Consider the following 18189-nt stretch of genomic DNA (forward strand, 5'->3'; position numbering starts at 1 on the left):
AACTGAAAGCCGGCGCGTCGGCTCTCAGTTCGGGTGTCCGCGCTCTCCGTCCCGGCGGACGTCGGCCGCCTCGCGCGTCGCGTCCTCGGACTCCTCCCCGAGCGAATCGGGGAGCGACGCTCCGACGAGGTCGGCCCACTCCGAGAGACGGGTGCGGTGGCTTCGGTGGCCCATGGTCCTCCTTAGACGGTGTAATCTCAGCGGACGTACATAACGATTTTGCCCGTCAGCGCCGGAGGCCCGGCCGCTTCCGCGGGTCGTCCGGTCAGACGACCTGTTCGCCGTCGTCGTCGTACAGTTCGATGGCGTCGACCGGGCAGACCCGGGCGGCGAACTCGGCTTCGAACTCTTCGTCCTCGGGTACTTCGAGGACGAACACGCCGTCTTCCGTCTCCTCCGCGCCGGCGAGGTCGGCCTTCCCCTCGTCTAAGTTCTTCTCGAACGCCTCCCACTCGTCGACGCACTGGAACATGCCGATGCAGGTGTCCCGGTCGTATTCGATTCGCATGCTCGCACTTGGTCGGTCCCTCACATATGCGTGACGACGAACGTCGGAGTCGGCCCCGCCACTTTACGACCGCGCGGCCGTCGTACGCGACGTGGACCGAACAGCCTCGGAGTCCGCCGCGGACGGAGCGGGAGAGTCGGTACCCCCGAAGGAGGGCGACGAGACGGTCAGCGTCGGGACGTTCGTATCGCACTCGCCGTCGGCGGACGTGGACGCGCTTCGGGCCTTCGGCGACCGGATGACCGCGGACGTCCGAGACGAACTCCGGCGGGCGACCGGCGTCGGATGGGAGTTCTACGAGGAGGACCCGAACCGCCTCAGCGACGGGGGCGCGCGCCGTCCGTCGGACTTCTTGGAGGAGGCGACGCTCCGGATGGTCGACGGCCCGTACGACGTGGTGGTCGTCGTGACCGACGCGCCCCTCGTCTCGACCCGAAAGCGCGTCGTGCCGGGGTTGGCGTCGCCGGTCGGACGCATCGTCGTCGTCTCGACGCGGCGACTCGTCACGTCGCCGCGGGAGCAACCGGTTCGCTCGCTCGACGCCGAGTCCGTGCGCTGGAACGCCGCGCACCTCCTCCTCCACCTTCTCGGACACGTACTCGACGCCGACCACGACGCCGGAGGAGAAGTGATGCGGCCGTTCAGGTTCGACCCCGAACGTCGAAGCGCCGGGGAGTTCGGGCCGGCGGCCGAGCGACGCCTCCGTCGAATCGCGCCCGACATCCCCGACGCAGAGGACGTCGATACCGTCCGGAATCCGCTCGGTCGGGTCGCGTTCCACGCACGGAGCGCAGCGTCGAACGCCGGCTACGTCGCCCGGTCGCTGGTCCGCAACCGCGCGCCACTGCTCCCCCTCTCGCTCCCGGGGTTGACCACCGCCGCCGTCGCGCCGACGCTGGTGCTGGTGTTCAGCGCGGAGACGTGGGACGTGGGCGTACACATGAGCGACCTGACGGCCGCGGCGTTCGCGGCGTTCAGCGTCGTCGCGGCGACGCTGTATCTGACGTTCGCGCAGAACCTGTTCTTCCCGCGCGACCCCCACAGGGTGGTGACCGAGCACATGGCGCTCTTGAACGTGGTCGTGTTGGCGACGGTGTTCGCCGCGGTTCTCGGCCTGTTCGCGCTGGTCGGACTGTTGATGCTCGGCATCGAACTGCTCGTCTTCCCGCAGGACCTCATCAGCACGTGGCCCTCCTTGGAGGACCCGGTGGTGACCCCGTGGGACCTCGTCCGGACGGCCGTGTTCGTCAGCACCATCGGCGTCGTCACCGGCGCGATCGCCGGCGGGTTGGAGAGTCGGACCGTCGTTCGCCACCTCGCGCTCTTCCTGAGTCGCCCCTGAGTCGCCCGCGGAGGGGGCGACGCGGGGCCGCGACCCGACAGTTTAAATCGGGTGACGCGCCAACCAAACACGATGAAAACAGCGGACCTCGCGGGACTCCCGCCGGGCGTCCCCGAGCATCTCCGCGACGAGGGTATCGAGGAGCTGTACCCGCCGCAGGCCGAGGCCGTCGAGGCCGGCGTGACGGCGGGCGAGAGCCTCGTCGCGAGCGTTCCGACGGCGAGCGGTAAGACGCTCGTCGCCGAGTTAGCGATGCTCTCGGCGGTCGAACGCGGCGGGAAGGCGCTCTACATCGTCCCCCTTCGCGCACTCGCCTCCGAGAAGAAGGCCGAGTTCGAACGCTGGGAGGAGTACGGCATCGACGTGGGCGTCTCGACGGGCAACTACGAGTCCAGCGGCGAGTGGTTGGCCTCGCGGGACATCATCGTCGCCACCAGCGAGAAGGTGGACTCGCTCGTCCGCAACAACGCGCCGTGGGTGGAGGATCTCTCCTGCGTCGTCGCCGACGAGGTGCACCTCGTGGACGACAGTCACCGCGGCCCGACGCTCGAAGTCACCCTCGGCAAACTGCGGAAGATAAACCCCGGGCTACAGGTCGTCGCCCTCTCGGCGACGGTGGGCAACCCCGAGGACATCGCCGAGTGGTTGGACGCGGAACTCGTCGAGTCCGACTGGCGACCCATCGACCTGAAGATGGGCGTCCACTACGGCAACGCCATCACCTTCGACGACGGGAGCCAACGGGAGGTCCGCGTCGGCAAGGGCGACAGGCAGACGCCCGCACTCGTCGCGGACATCTTAGACGACGACAGCGGCGGCGACGAGGACGACGGGGGCGGGTCGAGCCTCGTGTTCGTCAACTCCCGCCGCAACGCCGAGGCGTCCGCGAAGCGACTCGCCGACGTGACCGGAAAGCGCATCACGAGCGCCGAGCGCGGCGAGCTCGCGGAAATCGCCCAGGAGATTCGCGACGTGTCGGACACCGAGACGAGCGACACCCTCGCGAACTGCGTGGCGAAGGGCGCGGCGTTCCACCACGCCGGCCTCGCCGCCGAACACCGCAGCCTCGTCGAGGACGCGTTCCGCGACCGGTTGATAAAGGTCATCAGCGCGACGCCGACGCTCGCGGCGGGCGTCAACACGCCGAGTCGGCGCGTCATCGTCCGCGACTGGCAGCGGTACGACGGCGACTTCGGCGGCATGAAACCGCTCGACGTGCTGGAGGTCCACCAGATGATGGGCCGGGCCGGACGCCCGGGACTGGACCCCTACGGCGAGGCGGTCCTCTTGGCGAAGAACGCGGACACGCGCGACGAACTGTTCGAGCGGTACATCTGGGCGGACGCCGAACCCGTCCGGTCGAAACTCGCCGCCGAACCCGCGCTTCGGACGCACCTGCTGGCGACGGTGGCCTCCGGGTTCGCCCACACCCGCGAGGGACTGTTGGAGTTCCTCGACCGGACCCTGTACGCGACGCAGACAGACGAACCCGGACGCCTCGAACGGGTGACCGACAACGTCCTCGACTACCTCGAAGCGAACGGCTTCGTCGAACGCGACGGCGACGGCATCACCGCCACGAGCGTCGGCCACACCGTCTCGCGCCTCTACCTCGACCCGATGAGCGCCGCCGAGATTATCGACGGTCTGCGGTGGGCCAGCGACCACCGGGAGGAGAAACTGCGCGAACTCGAAGGCGAAGCGGGCGGTTCGACGCGCGAGAACCGCGCCGACGCAGAGGCGAACGCGGAGGCGGGGTTCCGGCGAGCGAGCGAGATGGTGCCCGACGCGGACGACGCCGAGGGCGACGAGAGCGAAGGCGAGTTCGAGACGGACCGCACGTATCCGACCGCGCTCGGACTGTTCCACCTCGTCTGCCGCACGCCGGACATGTACCAACTGTACCTGAAGTCCGGCGACAGGGAGGAGTACACCGAACGCTGCTACGAGCGCGAACCCGAGTTGCTCGGGAACACCCCCTCGGAGTACGAGGACGTGCGCTTCGAGGAGTGGCTCTCCGCGCTGAAGACGGCGCGTCTGCTCGAAGACTGGGCCAACGAGGTGGACGAGGACCGCATCACCGAGCGGTACGGCGTCGGACCGGGCGACATCCGCGGGAAAGTCGAAACGGCGGAGTGGTTGCTCGGCGCGGCCGAACAGTTGACGAGCGAGATCGACGCGTCGGCCACTATCGCCGTGCGCGAGGCGAAGATGCGCGTCCAGTACGGCGTCCGCGACGAACTCATCGACCTCGCGGGCATCCGCGGCGTCGGTCGGAAGCGCGCCCGCCGCCTGTTCGAGGCGGGCATCGAGACGCGCGCGGACCTCAGGGAAGCCGACAAGTCCGTCGTCCTCGCGGCCCTCCGGGGACGCCGGAAAACGGCCGAGAACGTCCTCGAAGCCGCCGGACGCAAGGACCCCTCGATGGACGACGTTCGGGAGGCCGACGCCGAGGACGTTCCGGACGCGACGTTCGAGACGGCGAAGAACCGCCGCGGAGACGGCGACGGCGGTGACGACGGAGACGCGGACGGCTCCCAAGAGCAGGCGAGCCTGGGTGATTTCGGATGAGACTCGTCGAAGGCGTCGCGTCCGTCGCCGACGTGGGCGAGTTCGTGGCGACGGTGGGCGAACTCGCCGAGGAGACGGAGACGACCGTACAGGCGTTCGACGCGCGGTACGTGGTGAGCGAAGCCCACCTCCGGCGCGCGGCGGAACTCGCGGACCGGGCGTTCGAACGGGGCGAGAACGTCGCGCGCGACAGGGCCGTCGAGATACTGCTGTACGCGGCCGGACGCAGACAGATAGACGACGCCCTCACGATAGGCGTCTCACCGGGCGAGACGCCCATCGTCGTCCTGGTGGAGGGGTCCGAAGCGGGCGAGGACGCCGCCGCGGACGCCGTCGCGGAGCGACTCAACTTTGAACCCGCGGAGACGCTCGGCGACTACGACGAGTCGCTCGTCCGCGACTTCTTCGACGTCGGCGACGCGGAGTTGGCCACCGTCGACGGCGATTTGGAGTCGCTCGTCCTCGAACGGGTCGCGCTCCTCGTCGTCGAGAAGTGAGGGACGGACTCGAACCCCTTCGTTTCGTGTCCAGAACTAGAACAGTTCGCGCGCCGCCTATCCCCATCGTTTCGACTGGAGACCGAGGCACCGCGTACGGACGAGCGTCGAGTCGAAATCGAGGACGCGCCGAGCGATATTCGGGAGTTCACAGTAACGACGACGAGAACTAAAGGATTCGGATTGCCGGCGGGCCGGGACGCCGCGACGACTCACTCGGGGATTCCGAAGACGCCGATGTCGTAGGTGGCGAGTTTGTCGAGCGAAGCGAGGACGAGTACCTCGAACTGCCACGTCGTCTCGGGCGGCAACTCCCCGACGCTGTCCACGAACAGACCGAGATAGGTGCCGTTGTCGTCGAAGACGCGGACCCGAACTTCGGCGAGCTTTATCTTCTGGTCGCTCGTGTTCGTGACGGTACCCCGGACGACGGGCCCTTTGTACCCGCCTTCGACGGCGAACTCGTGGCTGTCGAGTCGGAGCGAGTCGAGCGAACTGGCGGAGTTGGTGGCTTCGACTTCGGCCACCGCCGCGGCGGCGGACACCTCCGCCGGCGACCGAGAACTGTTGTTCGAGGCGTCTATCTCGGAGGGGTCTATCTCGCCGTCGACGTACGTGGAGGACGAACCGCCCGAACCGGCACAACCGCCGAGAGAGGCCATCGCCGCGCCCCCGAGGGACGCTAAGACACCGCGGCGAGTCAGTCGCCTCTCTACCGCCGAGTTCCTCGCGTCGCGGGGGTCACTTTCGGGTGTCATGGGAGGGTGAGAGCGCGATGGTGAGTCGGCGTCTGCTCACACCGATACTCCCTTGCGGCGGGTGTTTATCGTTGTGGCTCGAGTACGGATGCGAGGGCGACGGGCGGTTCCCCGATCCGGCGGGCGGTCCGCCGTCCACCACGCTTTCCGTCTCGGGTTCCGAATCACGGCCACATGAGCGACGACTCGGGGCCCGGAGATACGATGCGACAGCGCGTCGGGAGTCGGCTGGACCGGTTTCGGCTCTACGTACTGCTCGACATCGGTCGGCTGAAGTTAGCCGGCGCGCTGACAGTCGGGATGTTCCTCGTCTTCTTCGTTGCGGGCGCGCTCAGCTTTCCGCCGTTTCGGACGTACATGCAGAATATGGGGCCGTCGCGGTACCTGTTTCAGGCGTTCGTCGGCGCACTCATCACCGGCGTCACCCTCGTCGTCAGCATCAACCAGCTCGTCATCTCGCAGGAACTCGGGTCGCTCGGGAGCCAACGAGAGCGGATGAGCGGGTCGGTCGGCTTCCGCGGCGACGTCGAAGACGCCTTCGGGTCGGTCAGTCCGCCGGAACCGGAGGCGTTCCTGAAAGCGCTCATCGACAACACCCGTCAAGACGCCGAGAGGCTTCGAGAGGCCGTCTCCGACCACTCGAACGACGAGGTGGTGGAGAAGACGAGGCAGGTGACAGACGACATCATCGACAACGCCGAGGTGGTCTCCGAGGAGCTATCGGGGAAGTCTTTCGGGGACTACGCCGTCGTCAAGGCGGCCCTCGACTACAACTACTCGTACAAGGTGTACCAAGTGCGCCGCCTCAGGGTGAAGTTCGGCGACGACTTCACCGACGACCAGACGAAGGCGCTCCGGGACCTCTCCGACGTTCTCGCGTTCTACGGCCCCGCGCGCGAACACATCAAGACGCTGTACTTCCAGTGGGAGTTGGTCGACCTCTCTCGGGGGATGATCTACACATCGATTTCGGCGCTCGCGGTGACCGGGACGCTCGCGCTGTATCTCTCGCCGAACTCCGTTCCCGACTCGACGCTCGGCGTCGACAACCTCGTGTGGGTCGTGAGCGCCGGGGCCGCGATCGGCACGTTCCCGTTCATGCTCCTCTCTACCTACATCCTCCGTCTCGCGACGATAGCGAAACGAACCTTGGCCATCGGACCGTTCATCCTCCGGAGTTCCGAGCGGTCGAGCGACATCGAGTGGGACTGACCCCTCTCGCGTCCCCTGAACCGTTCACGACTCGACGGGGCGGCGGAACACGAAGAGTAGCGACGAACTGTCGACTCTGACCGCCTCGTCGAGGACCCACCCCTCGCCGGCGAGGCCGTTCAGAATCTCGTCTATCTTCGGCTGGTCGTTCCGGAGTTCCGTCGGGGTGATGGACACCGGCTCCGAGTGGTACTCGTACCGTGGATTCGCCATACGGACGCGACAGCCCGAACGCACAAAGAGCAATCGACGGTTCGGTCGTTCCGCGCCCCGCGTCGTCACTTCTCGGAGCGAATCTCCGTCAACTCCTCGTTGCGAACGCCCTCTAACTCCTCGGTTTTACGGAGGATGAACGGTCCGATGGCGAGCGTCCGCTTCATCACGGTGAGGACGCGAAGGAGGTAGGCCAACAGCACGGCGAACGGAACGAGCGTGACGACGAAGACGGCTCCGACGAGGAGGAACGCGTTGCTCACGCCGAAGACGCTGCCGGTCACCTGCGTCGCGTCGAACTCGAGCATCATGTACCCCGCGAGTGCGAGCGTCGGCATGGCCCCGTAGAGGACGCCACGCGAGATGTTGATTATCTCCCACTGGACGTACAGCGTCTTGAAGTGTTCGCGCGCGGGACCGAAGTACTGGAGCGCTTCGATCAGGTCCTCGAACGCCTCGTCCGCCTCCTCGGAGAGCGACTCGGAGTGCTTGTCTCGGAGCGTTCGCGCGGCGAATACCTTCCACGAGTAGTTGTAGTCGAGTACGGGGTGGAGCGTCTCGAACGACCCGAACTCCGCGTCCACGAGTTCGTCGCTTATCTTCTGGCTGTGGTCTTCGAGTCCGTCCACGAACTCTACGATTTCTTCGAGTCGTTCGGAGGCGGGGCCCGACGCGACCACGTCGCCCAGTCTCCGCGCGCGGGTGTCGGCGATTTCGATGAGCATCCGGAGGAACCGAGACGGTTCGGCCGGACTGACGCCGATGTCGGCGGTCCCCTCTATCTCCTCGCGGAAGTCGGTCTCGTTCGACATCCGCTCTCGCTGTTGTCCGAGGGGGCCGATCTCCTCGGCGAGGACGAACTGAGAGATCGTCAGGACGAGGGTCACGCTCGTCACGATGGCGATGACCATCGAGCCGAACAGCGAACTTATCCCGTTCGTCGCCAGGAGCTTTTGCGTCGAACTCGGCCCGACAACGTGCAGAGCCACCAAGACGACGTACGCGACCAGAAGTATGAGTCCGGTGACGAGCCACCTGTTCGCGTTTATGAGGAACCAGATCTTTACGCGAGTCTCGCCGACGCGTTCCCGCATCGTATCGGCCGGCCGTGAGATCGTATCCGAGTCGCTCATTCCGGCAGTTGTCCTACTCGTAACCAGTAGTTAAAGTGACTGCCCGGTGAGAAGCGCCCGAGGCGGGACGAACGCAGGTTCCAGCTTCGAGCGACAACGGTCGGGAGCGTCCGCTACACGGAGAACCCCTGTCCGAACCGGGGCGGCCCCTCCCCGTCGTTCTCCACGACAAGCGGTTCGCTCCCCTCTTCGAACATCTCTTCGAGGGAGTCCCGCCTGTCGCGTTCCGCCGCGGAATCGACCATCGCCCCGCGGTGGACGGCGCGCGCGGCGGCGCGGTTCTCCTCCGAGAGCGAGAGTTGCTCCTGGAGCGTCGTCCAGATGCCGTCCCCGTAGAGGTAGTAGGCGTCGTCGTCGTGCCACCCGTAGTTGTGCTGTGAGGAGAACTCGTAGGTGTCGTCGGTGCGTTCGATGGCCTCCTGGATGCGTTCGAGCGTCTCCGCTACCTCCGCTTCGTCCACGTCGTACTCGTCCGCCGCGTCGGCGACCCGGTCGGACGAGAACGGGTGCTGGTGGTCGGTCACGGTTGTCGAATCCCTTCGCAGGGCACCCATAGAGAACTAACGGCGACCTCGCGGTTTCGAGGCGATTCCCTCAGCGCACGACGAGGCCTCGCAGGCGAATCGGCTCCCCGTGCGGTCGGCCGGAGACGGCGACGACGCGGAGCGTCGTCTCGGTTCGGAGTTCGACGTCTCGGGCGTCCGAAACCGGGAGAACGTCGCCCTCGCCGAAGGCGTCCCCGTCGGCGGTTCCGTCGCCGGAGACGCCGTAGAGGAAGCCCGACCACCCGTCGGGCACCGTCCACGTCCACGAGTCGGCGACGCGGGCGTCGAGGTACTCCGTCGGAGTGCGGAGTTCGAGGGGCGAACCGTCGCCGACGACGGTGGTCACCGTCGCGCCGTCGAGTTCCGCCGTCGGGAGTTCGTCGGCCGTCGCGTCGGCGTAGTCCGGGTCGGCGTCCTTCTCGGCGCGGGGGAGGTTCACCCACAGTTGGAGGCCGTTGCAGGCGTCGCCGTCCGCGGAGAACTCGGAGTGTCGGACGCCGCCCCCGGCCGTGATGTGCATCGCGTCGCCCGCGTACGCGGTGTGTTCGACGCCGAGGGAGTCCTCGTGGTCCATCCCGCCCTCCAGCATGTAGGAGACTATCTCGAACCCCTCGTGGAGGTGCATCGGGAACCCCGCGTCTGGGTCGATGGAGAAGCGTTCGAAGAGGACGAACGGGTCGAGGTGCGCCGGGTACGCGTTCGTCGGGAACGCGCGTGTCGAGTTCACACCGCTCCCGTGCCGAACCGTCTCGCCCGAAACCGGGTCGGTTCGTCCCGTCGCCGTCTCGTCTGCGGTCATACGTTCTCGAAGCGGTCCCCGACGGATAAGCGTCGAGTAAGCGGAACCCGAGAATGGTCTGTTTTCCGACACGTATTGTCGTATCACATCCTGTACAGCCGTTTTGTGCGTTGCTTGTGGGAAATTGAATAGACAGAACGGCTACCAAAATGCGATTCAGGAAATCTTCATGTTTCGTACAAGGTATAGTCGAGAGTGCACATGAGCTACGAACTCGATCCTCTCCCGTACGACTACGACGCGCTCGAACCGCACATCTCCGAGCAAGTGCTGACGTGGCATCACGACACCCACCATCAGGGCTACGTCAACGGCTGGAACTCCGCCGAGGAGACCCTCGAACAGAACCGCGAGGACGGCGACTTCTCCTCGTCGCCCGGTGCGATTCGCAACGTCACCCACAACGGGTCGGGGCACATCCTCCACGACCTGTTCTGGAACTCGATGTCGCCGGAGGGCGGCGACGAACCCTCGGGCGAACTCCGTGACCGCATCGAGGAGGACTTCGGCTCTTACGACGCGTGGAAGGGCGAGTTCGAGGCCGCCGCGGGCAACGCCGGCGGCTGGGCGCTTCTCGTCTACGACTCGTTCTCGAACCAACTGCGCAACATCGTCGTGGACAAACACGACCAGGGCGCGCTGTGGGGTTCGCACCCGATTCTGGCGCTGGACGTCTGGGAGCACTCGTACTACCACGATTACGGGCCGGCCCGCGGCGACTTCGTCTCGAACTTCTTCGAGGTCGTCGATTGGGACGAACCCTCCGCGCGCTACGAGCAAGCCGTCGAACTCTTCGAGTAATCTCCTACCGGGAGAATCGCTCTACCGGAGGCCCCTCTCGGCGGCGGGAATAGCGAGCGAGTGAGGCCGTCGAACCGGACTCTCGCCTCCATCAGTCGGTTGACGCCGCGAACTCGTTTTTCGGAGAAAAGTCGACGCTTCGACGCCGTCAGTCTCGACTCGCTCGCCTGAAGAAGGCAATTGCGGCGCCGAGAAGCGTCATGTTCTGCAGGAACGAGGTGAGTTCCTCGCCGCGGTTCTCCTCGCCGACCGCCCAGAAGTCGTGCATCGTGGGCGTCACGCCCGCGAGGAACGCCGCCACGCTGGCCGACGCAAGTCTCGGATACTTCCAGAGACCGATTCCGATGCTCCCGCCGAGGAGGAGGCCGCTCGCGGCGGGGACGAGTTTGTCCGCCTCGGGGACGCCCTTCGCGTCGGCGTACGCGATGCGCCCCTCGAGGTTCGATAGGTTTCGAAGCGCCAGCGAGGCGAGTCCGCTGGCGAAGAGGAGACGACCGAGGCGGGACGGTGCGGTATCGGTCTGTGAGTCGGTTTCGGACACGAAACGAGGTACGGGGGGGAGGGGAATAACGGCCGGGCTTGCCTACGGACTTTCCGGTATCTGCGTCGATACCGATCCCGCGGACGGAGTTTCCGTCCGACGTGCGGTGTACAGACGCCGCTACGCGGTCGGACTCGGTAGAATCGGAGTAGCTCCACCGGAATTGCTAGCCAAACCTTCGTAATCGAAGCACCCTGTGGCAGAGGTACGATCACAAGTTTCGGCTCTTCGCTGAGCGAACACGGTCTCTCCGAAGGTAGTGTCCGAGACTACCGCAACGCTTCGGCTGTTCTTTGCTCATCTCGATAGAGAGTGGGCCGACGATATCGCCGTTGAGTCGCCCGTTGAGCGAAATGTCAACCCCGTTCGTCGGAGGAAATACCAGCTCGCGCTCAGAAAATGTGGAAAACGTCTTCATGACAGACAATCACTACGGAACCAACTACTTTAGGTACTTACTTTTCATGGATAGAGAACAGTCGTAGAGATAGAATGGCAATCAACCAAGACGGCACTCCCTCCGGGTATTCATCTGATGACTACTTCGCCGTCCTTAGCGAGAAGTACCAACAAACTGTGGTAAGTATTCTCGTCGGGAAAGACCGTTCAGTTAACCTCTCACCCCTCGCGGAGGAGGTCGCCACGGTCCTCGAAGGCGACGAGCGAGATGTCAAACAAGTGAAGACGAGACTTCACCACCACCACCTCCCGAAGTTGGACGCGGCGGGCCTTCTCGAATACAGGTCCGAGGACCACCGCGTTATTCCGACTGACAGCATCCAAGCGGTCATGCCACCTAAAACGGCTTCTCTGAATTAAGATCCTCTCGAGCGTTTATATATCAACGTACGACTGATACGAAGGTGCGACAGTAGATCACATTAGAACGGAGTTTGATTCCGAAGAAAGAAATTCGACTGAGTGGTACGGGGCGTCGTCAGCGAGGTAGAGAAAACCCCGTCTCCCAGAGCAGACTCTCCCAGTTCAGCGAGGGACTGGCCGTCACACCGGACACCCCCTCATTTCGACTCCAGAGGGAGACGCTCCAACCGCTTCGCTACGTAGTTGGATTACGTAGGAATTCTGAGTAGTCCCACCAGGATTCGAACCTGGGTCGTTGCCCCCAGAAGGCAACAGGATTGGCCACTACCCCATGGGACTAGGGTTGCACCCCTACGTACCCCGTCGGGGTTTGTAAGCGTTGCGCGTTCGGACTGCCGTGCGAACACGCCTCACAGCGTCCGAACGTGCATAATCCACCATCTATTTACCCGAGTCCTGTACACCCTCGTGTATGTACGTCGGACGTTTCATCGTCGTCGGTCCCGACTTCGGCGCCTACCGCGTCTCGTCCCGTTCGTTCCCGAACCGCCGCATCGTCGACCGCGACGGAACCCTCACCGTCGCGCCGACGCCGGACGCCCCCGAGAGCGACAACCCCTACATCTCCTACAACTGCGTCCGCGAGGGCGGCGACGCCGTCGTCGTCGGCAACGGGTCGCACGTGGACCCGATAGCGGAGAAACTGGACTTGGGTTACCCCGCCCGGGACGCCCTCGCGTCGGCGCTTCTCGCCCTCGACTACGAGAAGGACGACTACGACACGCCGCGAATCGCGGGGGTGGTGGGCGAAGAGTCCTACGTCGGCATCGTCCGCCGCGACGCCCTCCTCGTGGAAGCCGTCTCCGAACCGACGCTGGTCGCCACCTACGAGGAGGACGCCCCCGCGCCCGTCGAGTTCGAGGCGTCCGACGCCGAGTCGGCGGCGTCCGGCGTCTACGAGATGGAGTACGACCACGCCGTCTGCGCCGCGGGCGTCACCCACCGAGACGGAGAGGTGCGGGTGGCCGTCGAGAACGGCCCAGACGGCGACGAGGAGTAATCGCGACGCGCGGCGGAGCGGACCCGAATTTTTCCCGCTGGCGACCCTACTCGGAGCCATGCGAGTCGGCGTCATCTCCGACGTTCACGGGAACAGGGTCGCTCTAGACGCCGTCCTCTCGGAGATGCCCGACGTGGACGCCCTCGTCAACGCCGGCGACGTTGTCGGGTACAACCCGTGGCCGGCGGAGTGCGTCGAGGCGATGCGCGAACGCGACGTACCGACGGTGATGGGCAACCACGACCGGGCGGTGGCCTCCGGGACGGCGTTCCGCTTCAACTCCATGGCCGCCGCGGGCGTCGAGTACGCTCGCGAACGGTTGGACGACGACGCGTTGGCGTGGTTGGAGAACCTGCCCGACGAACGCCTCGCCTGCGACGGACGGGTGAAACTCGTCCACGGCCACCCCGAGGACCCGGACCGCTACACCTACCCCGACGAGTTCAGCGCCCGGATGCTCGGAGACGAGGACGTACTGGTCCTCGGGCACACCCACGTCCAGGGCCACGAGACGTTCGACGAGGGCGTCGTGATGAACCCCGGCAGCGTCGGCCAACCGCGCGACGGCGACCACCGCGCCGCCTACGCGGTGGTCGATTTAGACGACCTGACCGTCGAAGAGCATCGCGTGGACTACGACATCGAGGAAGTCGTCGAGGCGGTGGAGGAGGCCGGACTCCCCGAACGAATCGGCCTCAGACTGTACGACGGGCGGTAGTCGGAGCGGTCAGAGGCCGATCCGTTCGGCCGCGCCGGTAACCGCCGCGGTAGGCGAGGAGGGACGAAAGCGGGAGCGTCGCACAGAGCGTTCGAGCGTGCAGAGCAGTTGCGAGAACGGGTCCGGCGGCGAGACGACGCTTCCGACGCCGAACGCGACGAGACTCGCGGCGGCCCACGCCGCGAGGAGTCGATCGCGCCCCGTCGGGGGACGCTCTCGGTCGCCGAATCCGCCGCGCCGGAACCGTCGAAAGAGGTAGTACGGGATGCCGACGGGGGTGAACACGGACGCGAGTGCCCACACCGCCGGTTGCGAACTGCCGCGCGCACTCGCGTCGCGGTCTGAAGCGCGGGAGGTGTCGCCCCGTTCCGCAGCATCTCAAGGAGTTCGTTACGGGGAGACCGTAAGCGTTCCCTGCCTCACGGGAGGTCGGTCGACGGAAGTCACGGGATGGGGTAGTTGGTGTACGCTGCGTCCCAGAGTAACTTCACCGCGAGGCCGACGGTGACCGCCGTCCCGAATCCGACGAACGCCCCCGGCGGTATCAGCGGAAAGTCGAACTCCGGGCCGAGGAGGTGGAAGGCGACGCCGAGGAGTGCGAGGACGGCGGCGGTTCGGGGGGAACGCTCGCCGTCGTACGTCCGGACGGCGACCGACGCCAGAATCAGTCCGTAGGCGACGAACGGGAGTTCGTAGAGCCAGTAGACGAACGGGAACCCGCCGCCCGCGTACGTTTCGAGTCGGTAGTACCGCCCCTCATAGACGACGACGTACCGCCCGTTTCCGGGCGCGGCGTAGTCGCTGTAGAAGAACCGGTCCGGGGCGTCCTCCCACCCGTAGACGACGTGGTGTCCGTCGGGCGACTCGACGGCGCGGCGGACGGCGTCCCGCGCGTCGAAGGGGAGTTCCTCGTAGCGGAGAACGGGCACCTCGTCGTCTCTCTCCGACCGCTGGACGGGTTCGACGGAGAACTCCGCCTGTTCGCCCCAGTCGGCCATCGCGAGGGGTGCGCCGACGAGAGAGGCGGCGACGACCACCGCGAAGAGCGCAGATGCGACGGAGAGATACCGGTCGTCCATGGCGGACCTGTCGCTACGCGCGGTAAGTACTTTCTGCGAAACGAGAAGAGACGCGCCGCCGGGCGCTCAGAACTCCTCTTGGACGATTTTCAGCGTCTGCTCGCGGTCCTTCCACGCGACGAAGATGGCGACGGAGGTGGCGGAGGTGATGACGTCGTGGATGTTGATGCCGGCCTCCGAGATGGGTTGGACGATGTCGAGGATGACGCCCGGACTGTTCGGGAGTTCCCCGCCCGTGACGCGGATGACGGCCACGTCGTCGTCGACGGTGACCGACGAGAGGGTGTCCTCGGCGACGACCTTCGAGTGAAGCAGGTTCTCGGCCTCCTCGGCGCGGTCCTCGGTGACGTAGAACGTCACCGAATCCATCCCCGAGGCGACGGCGTCGATGTTGATGTTGGCGTCCCGAAGCGACTCCGAGAGGTCCGCGAGGATGCCCTTTCGGTTCCGAATCGACCGTCCGGCGACGGTGATGCAGGCGAGTGAGTCGTCCTGCATGTCGATGAGGTTCTCGAACTCTCCCTCGATGAGGGTGCCGCCGGTCAGCAGGTCGCCGTGTTGATAGTGGACGACCCGGACCGCGAGTTCGTCGTCCTTGTAGGAGAGCGCAGAGGGCGCGACGACTTCCGCGCCGCGGAACGAGAGGTTTCGGAGTTCGTCCACGGTGATGCGCCCGACGTTGCGCGCGCCCTCGACGACGCGCGGGTCGCCGGTCATGACGCCCTCGACGTCGGTGACGATGACGACTTCGTCGGCGTCCATGTACCTGCCGAGCATCACGGCGGTGGTGTCCGACCCGCCGCGTCCGAGCGTCGTTATCTCGCCCTCGTGGTTCTGCGCGAGGAAGCCCGTGATGACCGGGACGACGCCGTCCAACTCGGCGGCCAGTTCCGCCGCGCGTCGTCGGGTCGCCTCCACGTCCACCTCGCCGAGGTCGTTCGTGATGACGGGCCACTCGTCGCTGCCGGGTTCGACGAACAGGGCCTCGACGCCGCGAGAGGAGAGGGCGGCCTTCAGCATGCGGACGCTGGTTCGCTCGCCCATCGAGACGATTTCGGCCCGGTCGCGATCCTCCGCTTCGAACTGGATCTCGTCTAAGAGGTCGTCCGTCGTGTTCCCCATCGCGGAGGCGACGACGGCGATTTCGTGGCCCTGCCCCACCGCGGCGGCGATGGAGTCGGCCGCGCGGTTGATTCGGTCGCCGCTTCCGAGCGAGGTTCCGCCGAACTTCGCGACTACTCGCATCGACGTACCCCCGGTTCGGTTCCCGGACAGGAGCGTAGAGACTGGTGCTCGAACATGGCGGGGGCTAACGTGGGATAGCGTATAACTGTGTCTCCACGTTCAACCGTTGCCGAAGCCGACAGGTGCAGATACGATAGTGTCCAGCGGGCGAGAACGCGACCGGAGGCGGCTGTCATCCCCGCGGGAGCGAAAACGTTTCACCGAGAGCGAGTGTCGATTTCTCGGAAACGTACGTGTATTTAAGCCGGGGCGAACTGTACGACCGCCATGGACGCGGACGTGCGCGACGCTGTCGAGGCTGACGCTCCGGAACTCGCCGCCATCGCGGACTCGCCGGTGGACGTGATGCGAAACGTCGTCCACGACAGGACGGTCCGCGTGGCGGAGCAGAAACAGGGCGGTAGCGACCCGAACGTCGATACCGACACCGAATCCGGCGACTCGTCGCTCCTCGGGTTCGTCTCCTTCGACGTGAGCGGTCGGACGGTCCACATCACCCAACTCGGCGGGTCCGTGGAGGCGTGCGAACGACTCCTCGGGGAACCGGTTCGGTTCGCCGCCCGCGAGGGGATGACCGTCGAGTTCGTCGTCTCCGAGAGCGACGACGACGTGCGGGAGGCGGTCGAAAACGCCGGCTTCACCGCCGAGGGTCCCGGCCCGCAGTTCGACGGCGGGCCGACGGTCCGGTACAGTCTCGACCCGAACTGAAGGGGTTCGGCCGGCGTTCAGGCGAACTTTCTGACGGTCATATCGAGCGTATCGAGGTCCACGATGGGCGCGTACCCCGCGTCGGGGTCGATGTTGACGGACTTCTGGAAGTCGGTCTGGGACTGCCAACATCCGGAGTTGACCGCGAGGACGTTGTGGTACTTCCCCCAGCCGAGTTTGTGGACGTGGCCGGTGTGGAAGACGTCCGGCACGTCGTCGATGACGAGGTAGTCCTTCTCCTCGGGCGCGAGTCGGAGGTGACCGCCGTACTGCGGGGCGACGTGGCGCTTCTTCAGCAGTTGGTACATCGCCTTGTGCGGTTCGTCGTAACTGGCCTTCTCCTCGGGGAGTTCGGCGATCACCTCGTCGAGGGAGACGCCGTGGTACATCAGCACCTTCACGCCCTCGACGGTGACGAGAGAGGGGTTACCCGAGATGCGGGCGTCGTGGACGTCCATGATATCTCTGAGCGTCTCGTCGAATCCGGGTTGGGGTTCCGCGAGGCGGACGGCGTCGTGGTTCCCCGGAATCATCACGATCTCGACGTCGCCGGGCACCTGCTTGAGGTACTCCGAGAAGCGTTCGTACTGGTCGTAGATGTCGATGATGTCGAGTTCCTCGTCCTGATTCGGGTAGACGCCGACGCCCTCCACCATGTCGCCGGCGATGAGGAGGTACTCGACGCGTTCGGCCTCCTCGGTGTGGAGCCAGTCGGTGAAGCGGTTCCACGCGTCGGCCATGAACTCCTGACTGCCGACGTGGACGTCTGAGATGAGCGCCGCCTGCACGTGGCGGTCCGCCGTGTTCGGCGAGTGCGTCCGCGGCACGTCCGGGAAGTACATCGAATCGACGAACATGATGCCGGAGTCGTCCGCGAGCGTCCCCTCGACGGCGATGCACTCGTCCATGAGGAGTTCGTCCACCTGCGACGCGAAGTTGCGGTCCTTCATCACCAGACAGGGGAACGTCCCCGTCGTGTCCTCCAGTTCGACCAGCCAGTGTCCGCTGGCGGTCGAACGGATGTCGTTGACGAGTCCGATCATGGCGGCGTCGCTCCCGCCGGACATCCGCTGAATCGCCTCGGCGGGGCGGTGGTTCACCCGCCCGCGGAGGTGCGAGGAGAGTCGCTCGTAGCGGTCCTTGAACACCTTCACGAAGTCGGCGTACTCGCCGGTTCCGGTGCTCTGTCCGGTGATGTCGCCCGCGATGTCGACGGGGTTCGGCGACCGGTTCGCGTCCCGCTCTCGCCGCTCGCCCGTCGTTTCGTCTGGAGTCTCTATCGCGCTCGACGCTGCCACACCGCCCGATTCTGCAGTCGAAACAGAGGGGTCGGGGGTGGGGGTTGAATCGTCGGTCGGAGACGCCGTCGGCGAGGGCGTCGTCTGCGCGTCCGCCGCGTTCTTGTCCGTATCGAGAACTGTCCGAACGTCGGCGGCGGTGACGCGGAACGCGTCGTCGCCCGCCTCTTCCACCGCGCGCGCCAGCGCAGTCGCCGGGTCGGCGGCACCGGCGATGAGCGTCACGGCTTCCCTCTCGGCGTTGTACCCGTGACGAGCGAGTTCCTGAACGATGCGCGACGGCGTCTCCAGAGGCACACCGGTCGAATGCGGAGGTACAAGAAAAGCGTATTGAAACGC

General features: G+C 65.8%; 21 protein-coding genes and 1 tRNA gene. 9 read left to right on the top strand and 13 right to left on the bottom strand.

Annotated features, from left to right (window positions below; genetic code table 11):
• Window positions 1-24: 24 nt before the first annotated feature.
• Window positions 25-174, bottom strand: coding sequence for a hypothetical protein (locus ACZ522_RS11135; protein ID WP_379699593.1), 150 nt, complete (start codon window positions 172-174; stop codon window positions 25-27).
• Between the two features lie 91 nt (window positions 175-265).
• The gene (locus tag ACZ522_RS11140; RefSeq protein WP_379699590.1) at window positions 266-508 is read right to left on the bottom strand and encodes a ferredoxin; all 243 of its coding nucleotides are present in this window, start codon (window positions 506-508) and stop codon (window positions 266-268) included.
• A 91-nt stretch (window positions 509-599) separates the two neighbouring features.
• Here ACZ522_RS11140 and ACZ522_RS11145 point away from each other — a divergent pair, with 91 nt between their 5' ends.
• From ACZ522_RS11145 to cgi121, 3 genes are all read left to right on the top strand, one after another.
• Complete coding sequence (locus ACZ522_RS11145) at window positions 600-1850, top strand: hypothetical protein (RefSeq protein WP_379699587.1); 1251 nt, start codon at window positions 600-602, stop codon at window positions 1848-1850.
• A gap of 72 nt (window positions 1851-1922) precedes the next feature.
• Window positions 1923-4421 (top strand): ATP-dependent DNA helicase, encoded by a 2499-nt coding sequence (locus ACZ522_RS11150; RefSeq protein WP_379699585.1) that lies wholly within the window; start codon window positions 1923-1925, stop codon window positions 4419-4421.
• Window positions 4418-4918, top strand: coding sequence for a KEOPS complex subunit Cgi121 (cgi121, locus tag ACZ522_RS11155; protein WP_379699583.1), 501 nt, complete (start codon window positions 4418-4420; stop codon window positions 4916-4918). The genes ACZ522_RS11150 and cgi121 overlap by 4 nt, the downstream gene beginning before the upstream one ends.
• Before the next feature lie 212 nt (window positions 4919-5130).
• Here the strand turns inward: cgi121 and ACZ522_RS11160 are convergent, their stop codons facing one another.
• Window positions 5131-5580 carry an FxLYD domain-containing protein gene (locus ACZ522_RS11160; RefSeq protein WP_379699581.1) on the bottom strand — a complete coding sequence of 150 codons (450 nt, stop codon included), beginning with the start codon at window positions 5578-5580 and terminating at the stop codon, window positions 5131-5133.
• Between the two features lie 270 nt (window positions 5581-5850).
• Here ACZ522_RS11160 and ACZ522_RS11165 point away from each other — a divergent pair, with 270 nt between their 5' ends.
• Window positions 5851-6888 (top strand): DUF7972 family membrane protein, encoded by a 1038-nt coding sequence (locus tag ACZ522_RS11165; RefSeq protein ID WP_379699579.1) that lies wholly within the window; start codon window positions 5851-5853, stop codon window positions 6886-6888.
• A 24-nt stretch (window positions 6889-6912) separates the two neighbouring features.
• Here the strand turns inward: ACZ522_RS11165 and ACZ522_RS11170 are convergent, their stop codons facing one another.
• The 4 genes from ACZ522_RS11170 to ACZ522_RS11185 all read right to left on the bottom strand — a co-directional run bounded on the left by ACZ522_RS11170 (window position 6913) and on the right by ACZ522_RS11185 (window position 9578).
• Window positions 6913-7101, bottom strand: coding sequence for a hypothetical protein (locus ACZ522_RS11170; protein ID WP_379699576.1), 189 nt, complete (start codon window positions 7099-7101; stop codon window positions 6913-6915).
• Window positions 7102-7166: 65 nt separating this feature from the next.
• Window positions 7167-8234, bottom strand: a complete 1068-nt coding sequence (locus ACZ522_RS11175; RefSeq protein ID WP_464391811.1) for a DUF7972 family membrane protein — start codon at window positions 8232-8234, stop codon at window positions 7167-7169.
• A gap of 113 nt (window positions 8235-8347) precedes the next feature.
• Entirely contained in the window at window positions 8348-8788 is a 441-nt protein-coding gene (locus tag ACZ522_RS11180; RefSeq protein WP_379699572.1) for a DUF8048 family protein, read from the bottom strand.
• 40 nt (window positions 8789-8828) lie between these two features.
• Window positions 8829-9578 (bottom strand): pirin family protein, encoded by a 750-nt coding sequence (locus tag ACZ522_RS11185; protein ID WP_379699569.1) that lies wholly within the window; start codon window positions 9576-9578, stop codon window positions 8829-8831.
• Window positions 9579-9779: 201 nt separating this feature from the next.
• Here ACZ522_RS11185 and sod point away from each other — a divergent pair, with 201 nt between their 5' ends.
• On the top strand, window positions 9780-10379 hold the full coding sequence (sod, locus tag ACZ522_RS11190) for a superoxide dismutase (RefSeq protein ID WP_379699567.1): 600 nt from the start codon (window positions 9780-9782) through the stop codon (window positions 10377-10379).
• A 148-nt stretch (window positions 10380-10527) separates the two neighbouring features.
• On the opposite strand, the gene ACZ522_RS11195 is transcribed toward sod, so the two are convergent.
• Complete coding sequence (locus ACZ522_RS11195; protein ID WP_379699564.1) at window positions 10528-10920, bottom strand: DoxX family protein; 393 nt, start codon at window positions 10918-10920, stop codon at window positions 10528-10530.
• A gap of 492 nt (window positions 10921-11412) precedes the next feature.
• Here ACZ522_RS11195 and ACZ522_RS11200 point away from each other — a divergent pair, with 492 nt between their 5' ends.
• A complete protein-coding gene (locus ACZ522_RS11200) occupies window positions 11413-11739 on the top strand; it encodes a DUF7344 domain-containing protein (RefSeq protein WP_379699561.1) in 327 nt (108 codons plus the stop codon).
• A gap of 269 nt (window positions 11740-12008) precedes the next feature.
• Here the strand turns inward: ACZ522_RS11200 and ACZ522_RS11205 are convergent.
• Window positions 12009-12081: transfer RNA gene (locus ACZ522_RS11205), tRNA-Gln, on the bottom strand.
• Window positions 12082-12214: 133 nt separating this feature from the next.
• On the opposite strand from ACZ522_RS11205, the gene ACZ522_RS11210 reads away from it, so the two are divergent.
• Complete coding sequence (locus tag ACZ522_RS11210; protein ID WP_379699560.1) at window positions 12215-12802, top strand: IMP cyclohydrolase; 588 nt, start codon at window positions 12215-12217, stop codon at window positions 12800-12802.
• Window positions 12803-12860: 58 nt separating this feature from the next.
• Window positions 12861-13520 (top strand): metallophosphoesterase family protein, encoded by a 660-nt coding sequence (locus ACZ522_RS11215; RefSeq protein ID WP_379699558.1) that lies wholly within the window; start codon window positions 12861-12863, stop codon window positions 13518-13520.
• A gap of 9 nt (window positions 13521-13529) precedes the next feature.
• On the opposite strand, the gene ACZ522_RS11220 is transcribed toward ACZ522_RS11215, so the two are convergent.
• The 3 genes from ACZ522_RS11220 to ACZ522_RS11230 form a co-directional block, all read right to left on the bottom strand.
• Window positions 13530-13823 (bottom strand): hypothetical protein, encoded by a 294-nt coding sequence (locus ACZ522_RS11220; RefSeq protein ID WP_464391812.1) that lies wholly within the window; start codon window positions 13821-13823, stop codon window positions 13530-13532.
• Window positions 13824-13963: 140 nt separating this feature from the next.
• Window positions 13964-14599 (bottom strand): DUF7979 domain-containing protein, encoded by a 636-nt coding sequence (locus tag ACZ522_RS11225; RefSeq protein ID WP_379699553.1) that lies wholly within the window; start codon window positions 14597-14599, stop codon window positions 13964-13966.
• A 66-nt stretch (window positions 14600-14665) separates the two neighbouring features.
• Window positions 14666-15844, bottom strand: a complete 1179-nt coding sequence (locus ACZ522_RS11230) for an aspartate kinase (protein WP_379699550.1) — start codon at window positions 15842-15844, stop codon at window positions 14666-14668.
• A 267-nt stretch (window positions 15845-16111) separates the two neighbouring features.
• Between ACZ522_RS11230 and ACZ522_RS11235 the strand changes: the two genes are divergently transcribed.
• Window positions 16112-16552, top strand: coding sequence for a hypothetical protein (locus ACZ522_RS11235; RefSeq protein WP_379699548.1), 441 nt, complete (start codon window positions 16112-16114; stop codon window positions 16550-16552).
• A gap of 17 nt (window positions 16553-16569) precedes the next feature.
• Here ACZ522_RS11235 and ACZ522_RS11240 read toward each other — a convergent pair whose 3' ends face one another.
• Window positions 16570-18147 (bottom strand): DNA-directed DNA polymerase II small subunit, encoded by a 1578-nt coding sequence (locus ACZ522_RS11240; RefSeq protein ID WP_379699545.1) that lies wholly within the window; start codon window positions 18145-18147, stop codon window positions 16570-16572.
• Window positions 18148-18189: the final 42 nt, after the last annotated feature.

It is taken from the genome of Halopelagius fulvigenes (genome assembly GCF_055398025.1).